This is a genomic window from Muribaculum intestinale (assembly GCF_002201515.1).
Classification (GTDB): domain Bacteria; phylum Bacteroidota; class Bacteroidia; order Bacteroidales; family Muribaculaceae; genus Muribaculum; species Muribaculum intestinale.
The window spans coordinates 892,752-906,453 of sequence record NZ_CP021421.1 but is presented as its reverse complement, the minus strand read 5'-3'; the positions used below and the strand labels follow the sequence as shown (position 1 = coordinate 906,453).

8 protein-coding genes and 1 pseudogene are annotated in these 13,702 nt (G+C 54.0%); 3 read left to right on the top strand and 6 right to left on the bottom strand.

The window, feature by feature from the left end; genetic code table 11:
• Positions 1 to 52 precede the first annotated feature (52 nt).
• The 5 genes from ADH68_RS03805 to ADH68_RS03785 form a co-directional block, all read right to left on the bottom strand.
• Positions 53 to 1,477, bottom strand: coding sequence for an MFS transporter (locus ADH68_RS03805; RefSeq protein WP_068959733.1), 1,425 nt, complete (start codon positions 1,475 to 1,477; stop codon positions 53 to 55).
• The gene (locus ADH68_RS03800; protein WP_068959734.1) at positions 1,477 to 2,379 is read right to left on the bottom strand and encodes a glycerophosphodiester phosphodiesterase family protein; all 903 of its coding nucleotides are present in this window, start codon (positions 2,377 to 2,379) and stop codon (positions 1,477 to 1,479) included. Before ADH68_RS03800 ends, ADH68_RS03805 begins: the two co-directional genes overlap by 1 nt.
• 151 nt (positions 2,380 to 2,530) lie before the next feature.
• On the bottom strand, positions 2,531 to 4,219 hold the full coding sequence (locus ADH68_RS03795; protein ID WP_068959735.1) for a DUF6528 family protein: 1,689 nt from the start codon (positions 4,217 to 4,219) through the stop codon (positions 2,531 to 2,533).
• 20 nt (positions 4,220 to 4,239) lie between these two features.
• Positions 4,240 to 6,261, bottom strand: a complete 2,022-nt coding sequence (locus ADH68_RS03790) for an outer membrane protein assembly factor BamB family protein (RefSeq protein ID WP_068959736.1) — start codon at positions 6,259 to 6,261, stop codon at positions 4,240 to 4,242.
• Positions 6,262 to 6,279: 18 nt separating this feature from the next.
• Complete coding sequence (locus tag ADH68_RS03785) at positions 6,280 to 7,302, bottom strand: RagB/SusD family nutrient uptake outer membrane protein (protein WP_232321418.1); 1,023 nt, start codon at positions 7,300 to 7,302, stop codon at positions 6,280 to 6,282.
• A 134-nt stretch (positions 7,303 to 7,436) separates the two neighbouring features.
• Here ADH68_RS03785 and istA point away from each other — a divergent pair, with 134 nt between their 5' ends.
• The 3 genes and pseudogenes from istA to ADH68_RS03770 all read left to right on the top strand — a co-directional run.
• Positions 7,437 to 9,029, top strand: a complete 1,593-nt coding sequence (gene istA, locus ADH68_RS03780; RefSeq protein WP_088294776.1) for an IS21 family transposase — start codon at positions 7,437 to 7,439, stop codon at positions 9,027 to 9,029.
• 37 nt (positions 9,030 to 9,066) lie between these two features.
• A complete protein-coding gene (gene istB, locus ADH68_RS03775; RefSeq protein WP_068961938.1) occupies positions 9,067 to 9,849 on the top strand; it encodes an IS21-like element helper ATPase IstB in 783 nt (260 codons plus the stop codon).
• Positions 9,850 to 9,917: 68 nt separating this feature from the next.
• Positions 9,918 to 10,355: pseudogene (locus ADH68_RS03770) on the top strand (transposase); the annotation flags it as partial.
• A 243-nt stretch (positions 10,356 to 10,598) separates the two neighbouring features.
• Here the strand turns inward: ADH68_RS03770 and ADH68_RS03765 are convergent.
• Complete coding sequence (locus ADH68_RS03765) at positions 10,599 to 13,625, bottom strand: endo-beta-N-acetylglucosaminidase (protein ID WP_068959739.1); 3,027 nt, start codon at positions 13,623 to 13,625, stop codon at positions 10,599 to 10,601.
• Between the last annotated feature and the right edge of the window lie 77 nt (positions 13,626 to 13,702).

Here is a 13,702-nt window from a genome sequence, read left to right as displayed (position 1 = left end):
TTCCTTTGATTAGTTGATTGTCAGTAATTGTATATATAGAGTGTTGGTGGGTTTATTCTGAATGGTCGACTTTATGGCGGAGATTCAGCAGCGGGAGCAGGAACGATATTATCGATGCCCCGAGCCAGAATATCGCTACGGGTGTGAAGTTGTAGTGGTTTACACCGTCGACTACAGTTATATTGTCGTTGATAAGCCATCCCGAGGCCACGTCCTGTATGCCGGCGGCTACGTACGACGCTATGCCTACCACTCCGAGAGCTGCGCCGGTGGCGCGTCGCGGCACGATATCCACGGCCATCAGTCCGCCAAGGAAGCAGATGAGCACTCCGATGGCGATGCCGAAGAGTATCATGGAGAGGATATTAATCCACATGGCGTTGCCTCCGAATAGGAACAGGGCGAGGGCTGTGGCGTTGAGCACACCGAATATCAGGGCCGGAATCTGACGGTCGCCTTTGAAGAGCTTGTCGGAGAACCATCCGGAAAGCACTGTGCCGGCGATGCCGAGCAGGGCGTTGATAGATATAATCGACAGCGCCTCAACATCGGTAAAGCCTTTCTGCTCCTGCAGGAAGAGCATGCCCCAGCCGTTGATGGCATAGCGCGAGATATACATGAAGGCGCTTGCTGCGGCCAGTACCCATACGGCCGGAGTGCGGAGCACCATCTTCTGTATATCCTTGGTCGACATCTTGTCGTCCTTACCTTTCTTCTCGCCCGAGAGAGCCTCGATAGAGGGGAGTCCGTGGGCCCCGGGGTGGTCGTGGAGGAAGAAAATCACAAGAGCGATGCCGATGGCGCCGGCTATGGCCGAGCCGAAGAAGCCCGACTGCCATCCGGCTACTGCCACTATCGAGCCTACGAAGAGAAAAGAGAAGAACTCGCCGAGATTGTGGCTTGCTGAGAAGAAGCCGTAGTAGGTGCCGCGCTCTTTGAGCGGGAACCATCGCGAAAGGCTGATAATGGCAGGAGGGGCGCCCATTGACTGTGCCCAGCCGTTGAAGCACCACATTATGGCGAAGCATGTACACATCACCGCTCCGGGAATGGCGCTTGAGGCTATGCCCATCATGCCCATGAAGGCGTTGGCCAGAGCCGATATGATAAGGCCGGTGGCCATGAAGCGCTTGATGTTGCAATAGTCGGCGATGAACCCGTTGACAAACTTGCCTATGGCGTAGGCAAAGAGGAGTGCCGAGCTGATGATACCGAGCTGGGTGGCGTCGAGGGCACCGCTGTCGATAATCGGTTTTTTCATCACATTGAGCGACGTACGGCACACATAATAGAGGCTATAGCCTATGGTGGCGGCGAAGAAAGCCTGTAGACGGAGCTTCTTGTAGAATTTAGTGCGCGCTTCGTCCGACGGGAATTCCCGCTCGTCAGCCGTAGGACTGATGGAGTAGAACGACGCTATTCTGGAGAATATCGAGCGCGAGCCGGTGGCTCCGATTGTTGCTGTATCGGTAGGCATTATTTGTGGAGGTTACGTGAACGGAGATATCCGAGAAGAAGTTCGGGACGGTCGGTCTGGATGATGGTGGCACCCATGTCAACGAGTTGGCCGTAGATTTCGGCGGGATTGCCGTCGAATGCGGCGTCATCCTCAAGTCCGCCGCAGAGGCTTGACCATAGAGAGTTGACCCATAACTTGGAGGGCTGGGCCACGATTGCGGCCATGCATTCGGTGACGGCGGGAGTCATTTTGTCCCAGCATACCTCGTAGGCAAGAGGCACGGTGTTGGTGGTCATGTACTCCTTGAAGAGTTTCTCACCCTTGGGTTTGAGTATATCGATGATAGGCATGTACATCATGTTGTGTTTGTGCGATGCCATCTTTTTGGCCACAGCCTTTACCGGTTTTTTCCCTTTGATGAGGAGTTGCTCGGTCATGCCCAGAGAGTCGGAAATGGGGAGTATGAGGTCGTAGTAGTCGTAGCCTTTGTCGATATTGATTACGATGCGGTCCTTGCATAGTTGGAGAGCTTCGCGCAGTGTCGGCATCTTGTGGCGTGTGCCTACACCATGTCCGCTCTTGAGGTTGACATGAGTGATGGAGTCGTAGGTGATGTCGGCGATGAGCCCTTTGCCGGTAGTGGTGCGGTCGATTGTGCGGTCGTGGCATACAACAAGCACGCTGTCCTTTGTGAGTGCGAGATCTATCTCGACAATGTCGGCGCCCATCTTTATTACGCTCTCTATGGCGGCGAGGGAATTTTCGGGATAGTTGCGCCAGTCACCGCGGTGGCATGCCACGAGCACTGTCTTGGACGATGGATCGTGGATTTCCTTTACGATAGACTCGGCACGGTTACCTCCGGCTATGGCCGATATGGCCATCATAAGAAATGAAATTGCAAAAACTGCCTTTTTCATGATGTGTAGGGGTAGCGGTATTCTTTAGGGTTGGTTAATAATGCTGAAATATGGCTAAATCAGATTGGCCTTTGCTATAAGGAAACTTCACCCCGGGAAAACTACCAATGCCCGGGGTGAATTTAATTATTTTTAACTAAAAAACGGGCTGTTACCAGTTGAGCACTCTCACTTTGTATACATCCATGTCAGTGATACGGATGCTGCCTGCCATGGATGTCGCGGCCGGGTCGGTGGCATAGCGCAGGGTGTGGGTCGACCACGACTGGGTGCCTTCGGGCACTGTGGCGTCGGTGTACCACAGTTCCGAGGTGAGCGGATTGTAGTTGACCGACTTAAGCTGTGTGGAGGCTGCAAAGTGGGGCATCTCGGTGAATGACTCAGTGTTTACGTCAAACAGGTAGGCGCGCACTCCGGCCACTACCAGTGTGGTCGGGTCAGCAAGGCTTATGTCGTGGTTGCTTCCCTGCGGAGTGGTGATGCTCTTTTCGAGCTTCAGCTTCGGAGCCGATGTATCCCAGTCCTGGAGGCTGTATACATTGATTTGCCTGTTGCCTACGGCATAGAGGCGTTGAGTGCTTTCGCACCATGTGACTCCGTGGGCCGAAACCAGTGGCGAGCTGTCGAGCAGCACATTTGACCTGGCTGCATCATAAAGGCGCACCTGATTGTGGTTGCTTGTCGTGCCGTCGCTGCAGGCCACTGCTATGCGGTTGCCGGGAAGCAGTTCGGCAGAGTGGGCGTTGGCGCAGTCGAGCGCATGGAACAGTACCTGCTTGGAGGCTTTGTCCAGGAGTACACACCAGTTGTAGGAACTTGATACGAGTATCTTCGAGCCATTGTCGACGGGCTTGCAGTCATCGATGTGGTCACATCGTGATTTGGCTATGCCGAGTATGTCGGCGGCATCTTCGGCCTCCCAGGTCCATTCCAGGCCGGCCTTGTAGTCGGCTCCCATGCACTGGGCTACATTGACAATGTGCACCTTGTCGCTTCCGCCGATGAGCAGATGTGACGGTTCGGTATCAGAGGCGCTGTTTGTGATGAATATTTCGCCGGATTCGAGTATTACAGGAGATGACGATGTCACATTGAATGAGTGTCCGTCGGTGGTGTTGACTGTAACGGTGTATCCTTCAGTCAGTGTCACCGGAGCTACCTGTACGGCGATTGTGGTACCGTCGAGCGCACAGCTTACCGGGGTTGCCAGATCTACATGAGCTGTTTCGGCATCGGCCGAGAATGCCCATGTGGCAGCGTCGATGCTTACATGGCCGGCCAGTTTCTCTCCGGCGTTTCCTCTTACATCGATGCTCTCTACAGTATAGTTGCCGCGGCTAATGCTTACCATCATCAGGGCCGGGAACTGGCGTAGGGTGATGTCGCATCCTTCGTAGGATGAGATTGACTGTGTGTCGGCTCCGATGAGCAGGGGAGTTACGGTGCCGTCCTGTATGGCGGGTATCTCAAGGCCAACATCACCGTTGCCTACCGTTACAGGTGCATCTGTAGGCCAGTAGCTGACTACTGTGGCGGCTCCCGGAGCTTTTACAGTGAACAGGAAAAGCGATGATGTCTGCCCGGGACGAATTGGCGATGCCATGTAGGAGCTTCCGTCGGATGCGAGCCTCAGTATAGCCTGGTCGTCGCTGTTCCATTTAAGCTGTGTCGATGCTCCGTTGGCGTCGAAGTAGCGTGAGAAGCCGATGTTGACCTTCGCTGCGCGTTCGGTCACGGCATCGAAGTCTTTATCGTCATCGTCGGAGCATGCCGTGGCCGAGAAGGCCAGGCATGCACCCATGATGAGGTTGAATATCATTGTATTTCGTGGGGTGAACATAATTATCAGGTTTTATTAGGTTATTTAATGCAGCATGAACCGCACAGGTCGCCGCCGTGGGTCGACCATCCCGGAGCACGGTCGTAGCCTACGCCGATGCCTACGAGCTTGCCGTTGATACCCTTGTCACCTACCAGGGCGCTGTATACTACCCCGTTGAGCAGGTTGTTGCCTCCCATCTGCTTGTCGGCTGCGTCGGTGTCGTTGCCGATGCGGGTGTCGGATATCAGATTGCCGGTGGGGCTGAATACAAACAGTTTGTTGCCTTTCTGTCCGGAGGTGATGTAGAAGTTGCCCTCAGTGTCGACACACGGGTGGGAATAGTTGAAGGCATTGTTGCCGTCGAGGCCTTTGTAGTTCCACTTTTCGTTGAGGTTGCTGTCGAAGCAGTAGGCATAGCTGTCCTTGCTTCCTACGAATACGTCGCCGTTGGGAGCTACTACCGGCTCATACATGTTGTTGGGGCTTGCGCTGGTGCATACTTTGCTGTCGATGAGCACGGTATGGCCGGTGATGTCGATTTTCGACATGCAGCCGTTGTTTTGAGGCACATACACGGTGCGTTTGTCGGCTGCTACGGCAAAACCTGAGATATCGGTCATCTTCTTTTCGAGGGTTATTTTAGCTGTCTCGGCGCCGGTTTCGGCGTTGAGGAAGAAGATTGCGGTGCCGTTGGTGCCGACTACCAGCTCATTGCCGTTGACAAGCAGGCCGGCGCACTGTGTGCCGAGGCTTACGCCCCACTTCTTGGCTCCTGTGGCGGCATCGATGGCAAATGCATTGCCGGCGCGGTCGCCGATGTATACTACTGTGCCTGCTGCGTTGACTGCCGGGGCTGCCGCCTGCATCGACTGTGCTTCGGTGAATGTCCAGCGGAGGTTGCCTTCGTTGTTTACGCAGTAGAACTGGCCCGCTGTCTGTGTGCCGAAATATATGTCGCCGTTTACGGGGTTTACGGTGAGCATGTTGTAGCTGCCCGACTTTGCGGCGGGTTCATATTGCCATTTCTTGGCGCCGGACGCGATGTCGAATGCGTAGAGTACGGTCACTTTGTTGAAAGTGATGATGTACAGGGTGCTTCCATCGGGCGAGAATACAGGGCAGGTGCCTTTGAAGCCGTTCCAGTTGGTGCCGTCCTGTACCCATTCGGTGTTCCAGATGGCATATTCGCGTACGTTCATCTCGATGTTCCATTCGCGTGTGGCGGTACCGATCTGGGCCGAGAGTTTTACGGTCTGTGTGCCGGCTGAGGTAAACGCATAGTCAATTTCATCGCCGCTCTTTACGATATTTCCGGGGAATGTCCATGTCACGTTGCCGGCGTTGGTGTAAGCCTCGCGGTTGAATGTGAAGTGTACCGGCATGCCTACAGCGGTCTCGGTGGTGCTTACGTAGTAGGGAATAGCCAGGGTTGGCATCGCCTTTACGGTGGCGGGAGCCGACTGTCCGCGGTCGTATTCGGCCACAAGGGTGAATGTGTAGTTGATGTCGTTGGTAAGCCGGTCGACAGTGACGGTCTCAATGTCGGCGGCAAGGTTCATGGTGCGGATGTCGGATGGATTGTTCTCGCTGAAATAGGTAAGCGTATATCCTTTTACAAGAAGCGAGGGGCGTGTCCATGTCAGCACCACCATTTCGCTTGTAGCGTCGGCGGTAAGGTCGGCTACGGGGAAGCGGGATGTAGACGGCTTGGCGATGGCCGTGACTGCACCTGAAATCAGGTCGCCGTACACGGCCTGTATGTCGAATGAATACTGGTAGTCGTTGACGAGCGAGCCGATTGTATAGGTATATTCTCCGAGTTTGCCGGTGCGGTATGACACGGTTTCCGACTCCGGAGTCTTATAGGTGATAATGAAGTCGGAGGGATTCCATCCTTTGGGCATTGTCCATGTCACTACGGCCTCTTCATCGCCTGGTACGGCCTTCAGATTCTCGACCTGCGGGCGCGGGGCTCCGGCTTCGACCACCTCGTCGTCCCAGCATCCGGTGAAGCCCACAAGCATCCCTGCGAGCATTAGTATGTTGATAAGTTTTTTCATTGTGTCAGAAATGATTGGTTAGGAATTGTAGCCAGGATTCTGCCAGAGGATAGAGGCGTTGTTGACAATCTCTATCTGATTCTGGGGAATTGGGAAAATCAGATTGTGCTCGTCGAGCGTGAAACCTGCGGCGCGCATTGTCTCGATGGCGAGGCCGAGGCGCACGAGGTCGAACCACCGGTGTCCCTCAAGGGCGAATTCACGTCCGCGCTCGTCGGCAAGGGCTCTGATAAACTGGTCGCGGGTCGATACTTCGGCGATTGTGAGCTCGGAGAGGCCGGCGCGGGTGCGGGTCTTGTTGAGCCATACCAGGGCGTCGCTTACTGAAGTCTCGGCGAGGGCTTCGGCATACATGAGGGTTATGTCGGCATAGCGCAGGAAGGGGAAGTCGTTGCCTACATGGGAGGTGTAGGTGGCATCGTATTCGTCATACCATTTTTTGAGTACGTAGAGCGAGCCTTGCTTGATGTATTCCCAGATGAGGGGACGGCGCAGGTCGTCGGTCGAATACAGAGCACGGAGCTCGGGCGATGGAGAGTTGATTTCGCTGAGCACGTTGGACTTCTGCGAGTACCAGTGTCCGTGGCCTTCACCGTTGGTCTTCTCGTAGTGGAGCACGAATATGAGTTCTTTATTGAACTTCTTGTTTACGTCAAACACGTCGGCGGGGTTGTCCATCAGTCCGTAGGATGTGTTTTTGATGGCTTCGTCGAGCGAGGCTCTGGCCTCGGCGTGGCGCTTGAATGTGAGTTGTACCTTGGCCAGGAGGGTCCATGCCGCGATATCTGTCACTCGGGCTTTTTCAGCTCCGGCTTTTGCGGGGAGCAGGGAGGCTGCTTCTGTGAGGTCGGAGACGAGCAGACTGTACATCTCCTGTTCGGAACAGCGAGGTATGCTCTTTGCTGCCTCGGGGTTGACTACATTGCGGGCGATGGGCACCACTCCGAAGGCGCGGTAGAGGTTGAAATAGAACCATGAGCGGATGAAAAGAGCCTCTCCGCGATATTGACGGTAGTTGGGCAGTGACTCTTTTCCGGTCATATGGTCGAGCTGCATCTAACATTTGAAAAGGGACCCAGGTAGAGCAATTGAAAAGGGACCCACCCCATGGGTAAGTTCAACCGGATATCGTTGATTAGAAAGAACGACATCAACGATTCCACAAAATGCTACACATGGAGGAAAAAACATCCATTATTCTGTCTCATCGCCGCGAGGGGATGAGCATCCGCGAGATAGCGCGCCGCAACGGCATGAGCCGCAAGACCGTGCGCAAGTATCTGCGCGAGTTCGAGAGAGAGGCCGGCCCGTCACCGACAGAGCGGGAGGTTGACGATTATCTGCTGACCAGGCCGAAGTATGACAGCAGCGGACGCGTCAGGCGTGTTGTGACCGATGATGTCCGCCGTCGCATCGATGGTTTTATCGCCCGCAACCGGGAGAACGTCGCTGCCGGATTGCACAAGCAGCAGATGCGCAAGCTCGATATGTGGCGACGTCTTCAGGACGATGGCGTGCGTATCGCCTATTCCACAGTATGTCAGTATGTCCGTGCGCTGGAGGCAGCGCCGAAGTCGCAAGAAAAGCCTGCAAAGGCATATATCCGTCAGGACTATGAGCCTGGATTCCGTTGCGAGTTCGACTGGGGCGTGCTTACCCTGTGGATCGGTGGAGTCAGGACTCGCCTTCACATGGCGGTATTCACCCTCGACCACAGCAATATGCGCAAGGCATATCTGTTTTCGCGCGAAGATACCCTGGCTCTTATGGAAGCCCACAGCAACTGCTTCCGGGAGTTGGGGGGCACCCCGCGCGTGATGGCCTATGACAACATGCGTACCGCCGTAAAGAAGTTCCTCGGGCGCGACCGCGAGCACACGGATGCGCTGCTGCGCATGGAGGTACACTACTGTTTCACACCCCATTTCTGCAACCCTCGCTCGGGATGGGAAAAAGGCAAGGTGGAACGTTCGGTGGAATATATCCGGCGTCGTGCATTCTCGTTCGAGGTCCGGTTTGACTCCCTGGATGCCGCGCAGACGCATCTGGCGGCAGTCTGCGACAGGCTCAACACAGAGGCGTCCAACATGTCGGCGGAAGAAAAACGCCTGCGCATACAGGCCGATCTGGCGGCGCTACGTCCGTTGGACCACGGTGACATCGGCTGCTTCGAGCAGCGGCTGTACCGCGTCGGAAAGTATTCAACGATAACCGTTGACGGAGTGCACTACTCTGTGCCCGACCGTCTGGTGGGCTCGCAGGTGGCGGTAAAGCTGTATTCCGAGCGCATCGTGGTGCTTTACGGACGCGACAAGGTGGCCAATCATGCCCGAAGCCGACGCTCCGGCGACTGGGTCATCGACCTGATGCATTATCTGGGTACATTCCTGCGCAAACCGGCCGCTCTGGGGCGGTCTGTGGCTCTGCAACAGGTACATCCGTCGGTGGCGGCGCTTTACCGCGAACACTTCCGCGAGTCTCCGCGAAGCTTCATAGAACTGCTTGTGTTCACCCGCGACAACAATCTGGCATACACTGACATCGTCCGTGCCGCCACAAGTCTTTCGTCCCGCGGGCTCCAGCGCCTCTCATCTGAACAGATACAGGCTCAGATGATCTCGGCGGAAGGACATATGCAGTCAACCGCCGATATCGCGGCAACGAACGTTCCCGACCCGCAACAGGCTGAAATAGAAAGTTCGGCAAGCCATACCCTTGACATGCTTTCATCATTTATGGAATATACCCGCGCATCGCAGGCAGACTGAATACCCCCCCAAAAAACAACCAATACACTGAATGACAATGACAGACATACATGAAACAGACCGTGACGGACTTCGGGAGCTCATTCGCTCATGCGCTTTCGACCTTAAACTCCCGCTTGTGCGGCGCGACATCGACCTGCTTATACAGCAGAGCGCCGACGAACAATGGAACCTATGGCGGTTTACAGCCGAACTGCTCCGGCGCGAAAAAGAGAACCACTCTGAAAACCAGCGCCGTCACCGCATCAAAAACGCAGGGTTCCCGCAACTTCGCTATCTTAACGAAATCGACACCGACGCTCTGCCCGCCGATGCCCGGAAAGCGCTCCCGACACTCGAGACACTCGACTTCATCAAAAACGGACGCAACCTCATTCTATACGGCAATCCCGGAACAGGCAAGACTCATCTGGCGACAGCTCTCGGTATCGCCGCATGTAATGCCGGACACTCGGTGCTGTTCACATCCGTGCCAAGACTGCTCACGCAGATACGCGAGTGCCGCAACGCTTTGACACTCCGGTCGCTGGAAAACAAGTTCGAGAGATACGACATGGTCATCTGTGATGAGTTCGGATACGTCTCCTGCGACAAGGCCGGCGCAGAGATGCTCTTTAACCATCTCTCCCTCCGCACCGACAAGAAGACGACCGTCGTCACAACCAATCTCGCCTTCAACCGCTGGAACGAGATTATTGACGACAAAGTACTGGTCACCGCAATGGTAGACCGCCTGACCCACAAGGCTATACTGCTTAACATGACAGGCAAATCATACCGCATGAAAGAAACTCAGGAAATGATGACTCAACAAATATAATTATCTTTGCATCCCCATCCCGGGTGGTCCCCTTTTCAAATGCTATCCGGGTCCCTTTTCAAATGTTAGATACAATAAACCACATCGCCAGAATAATTACATACGTTGACATCAAGAAGAACGGGAAGCCAAAACTCATATCGCTTCTGACCAACGACTTCGACATGCCGCCAGAGACAATCGTGGCGATATACCGCCGCCGATGGCAGATAGAGTCTCTTTTCAAGCAGATCAAACAGAACTTCCCCTTGAGATACTTCTATGGCGAGAGCGCCAACGCCATCAAAATCCAGATATGGGTTACACTCATCGCAAATCTGCTGCTGTCAGTACTTCAAAGCAAACTCGAAAGACGTTGGAGCTTCTCCGGGCTGGCTACAATCGTCAGAATTGTGCTGATGTATTACCTGAATCTCGAAAAGTTCCTCAATCAGCCCGATGCAGACCTGAAAATCATGCTCGCCGAAGCATCGGAATCGCCTCCCGAAGTTCCTGAAAACTGCTGAGGGGGCTTGTCAAATACAAAAAGTAAGCCCAACTTCTGCCGTTCAGGAAGTTGGACTCGCCTTTTTATGGTTTAGCGGACAGTAATAATTTTTTTTACGCTATTATATGCTTCACGGCATGCGGTAATATGACAGCGGGCGGCTCCGTAACCGGATCCGCCCGCTTTGGGAATTCCGACATCAATCCTTCACGGACTAATGTCGGGTGTAGTAGTTAAACCGTTATTATTTTACTGTCTTGTATTATTTTACAATCTTGGCTGAGCGAGCAACCTGACCGTTCTGCATCTTCACAACGTAAACGCCGGAAGCGAGACCGCTGAGGTCGACAGAAGCTACATTGTTTACGAACTCAACGCAACGACCGTTCATGTCGTAGAACCAAGCCTTGTCAACATTGGTGAAGTAAGCTACACCACCGATAACCTTAACGGTTGACAGAGTGGCGTCGTCACCGATGTTTTCGATAGCAGAGCCACTGCCACCGCCGAGACCGGCGGGTTCGTCAGCTTCGCCCTTGTCCTGAAGATCCTTGTAAGTTTCAGCAGGACCGCGGTCAGCGTTGGTACCCTGGATTTCAACAGGGAAGTCGATAGAGTAGCCCTTAACTGTACCGCCTGTAGGACCGGGGTGAGGAGTCCAGGCGTCGGAGCCTACGATGCGGAGGCGAGATTCGCCGATGTGAGCGTCTTCGGGAACAGTGAATTCGAGGGTCAGACCGGGATTAACGATTTCGTTAGTACCGGCATTCATCTTACCGAACTGGCCGAGTACTTCGTCAGCGTCGAGGAACGAGTAGTTGCCATCGTAGTCAAGATAAGGATAGATGAAGTCATACTGCAGTGACTCGCCTGTGCCGGAATCGTTGCCCTTGAATGTCATTTTGATCTTCTGGCCCTGATTGAGGATGAGCTTGTGGTCAGCTGCGAAGTAGTACTGGTCGGTAGAAACGCCTTCCAGCGGGTTGGATGTAGCTGTATAGTTGAGGTTCTGGGTAGCGCCTTCGGTAGTTACCTTCTCAACCCAGATGTGCTTGATACAGTTTTCGAGAGTACCGTTGCCGTTTGACGACATCCAGCTGCGTCCGTAGGGATCTTCTACGGTAGGTTCGGGGAGTTCGCCGCTTGAGTGGGGTATTGCAACCCACTGTACGTCGGAGTACGACTTGAGGTCGACAGAGACAGCGCGTACGCCGATGAAGGCGTTGGTAGTCTGGGCAACAGGGAGGTTACCGATATATGTAGCCCACTGAGCTGTACGGCCTACTTCCTTCACGCGGCCATCGTTGCCCTCCTTGTAGAGGATTTCGAAGTGGTCGACGTTGATTTCGTCGTTGTATACCATACCGAACTTGTCGATAGAGGTGTTGTAACCCTCATAAGCGGGCTCCCAGTTGAGTTTTACAGAGAGTGACTTGGTAGTCTCTTCCTTAACCTCAACAAGCAGAGAGTTGGCCTTGAGAGCAGCGGGAGATACTGTAAGGTCGTCGGAGATGTTGAGCTTGCCTACGAGCATCTTGTAGCCTTCGGCTGAAGAGTTGACGCGGAGACCGATGTATTCGATAACTTCGCCCTTGGCGATACCGGATACATTGAGAGTCTTGGCTTCCCAGGTAGTGCCTGCGAGTTCGCCTGCGGGAACTTCAATCCAGTTGTCGGAACCCTCTTTCTTGAGGATAACGGAGAGGTTGGAAGCACCCTTGGCACCCTTGAGCGCGAGGTTTACCTTGACATTGCCGGCAGAAGCCTTGAGGGCTGTGCGGTAGAGCACGATGTCGTTGCCGGCGGTTGTAGCGCCTGAGAGACGGATACAAGAACCGCCTACATAAGCGTCTTCGTGGGTGAAGCGAACGTCGATATCGTTGGCGAAGGTCTTCATGTCACCTTTGGCGGTAACGAGCCAGCGGTAGGTGGGCACGATGTCCTGCATAGACATGTTGTACCAAGAGCCGTTAGTAACCTTACCGTTATAGAAATAGTTCTCACCGTTACCGAGGTTGAAGTGAGTCTCGAAGGGGAGGTTGCCGCCGATAGCGGTGCGCTCTGCAAACATCGAGGCGAAGCCTGGAGAGTTGTTGAGCTGCTCGTTGGCATGGTCAGCATCAGCTACCTGGAAGCTACCCCATGCGTTGGAGATTTCGGGACGGCTGAGCGGGTTGCGGTTGGCGCCTGAGAAAGCCTTCTCGAGGAGGAGCTGGTAATTTTCCTGAACATTTGTGGGGCTTGAACCGACGCGGAACTGGAAGAAGCGGCTCTGGTCGTGCTCACCCCATATACAGATGTTCATTGCCTTTGTGGCTTCTGTATTCATCTCTTTCCAGTAGTCGCTGGAGAGACCAACGAGGAGCTGACCCTGATAGACATCATCAGTGCTCAGTCCGGCTTTCTCGATGGCCGCAAGCGAGTTTGATACATAACGATAGGCGAGCTTGTTGCCTGAGTAGTTGAGCATACAGTCGAATATCTTGCCCTTTTCAGCATTTCCGTAGATATAGCCGATATTTGAATCGGAAACGTTGGGCTGCTGAGTGTATTGGCCGATACCGAAGCCTTCGATGTTGAGCTCCTTGGCGATTCTGTTAACTTCAGCATGGAAGTTTACCCAATCGGTATCACGCCAAGTAGAGCCTTCAGAGTTGTAGTTGTAACCGTCGCAACCGAAGAAAGCAGCGGCGTTAACGAATGCGCGGGCATACTTGTAGGTACCGTCTTCATTCTTTGTAGAGATGAATTTGAGGAATGCGCCCTCAGAGCCGTCATCGTTCCATCCTTCGAAGAACTTGATACCGCCGTAGATGCGTGTACCGTTCTTGTGTGCGGCGTCGACCCATGAACCGGGAGCCTGGAGGAAGCCGTAGTTCCAAGAACCGAAGATGGAGGTATAGTTCCACATTGAGAACACATCCTGGTCGAACTGTGTCGATGGATAGCCGCCGAGTCCCTTGCCGTAACCGGCAGGAAGGTTACACCACAGACTACGGTTGTGGTTGATGTCGCTTACTACATCCTTGGACGCGTCCTTGTAGGTAGCGCGCTGACGAGAGTGCGAACGAACGAATTCAAGGTCGAAAGTCAGACCGATAGACTCGAATTCAGCCTTGGTCGGGTAGTTGCGACCCTCGTCCCATGCTTTGGAGAAAAGCTCGAGCACCTGCTCGTTCTCCCAGGGAGCCTGGTCGAAAATTGATTCCGAAGATTCCTGGGCCATAATGGGGCTTGCGAATACCAACGGAGTCAGCAGCATCGAACTCTTAAGAAAAGATCTTTTCATGTTGGTTTAATGATTTAGTTAAAATAGATTGGTTTAAGATTTAAGATATGTTGTCCACCGTCCCTTGTGGAGCCAAT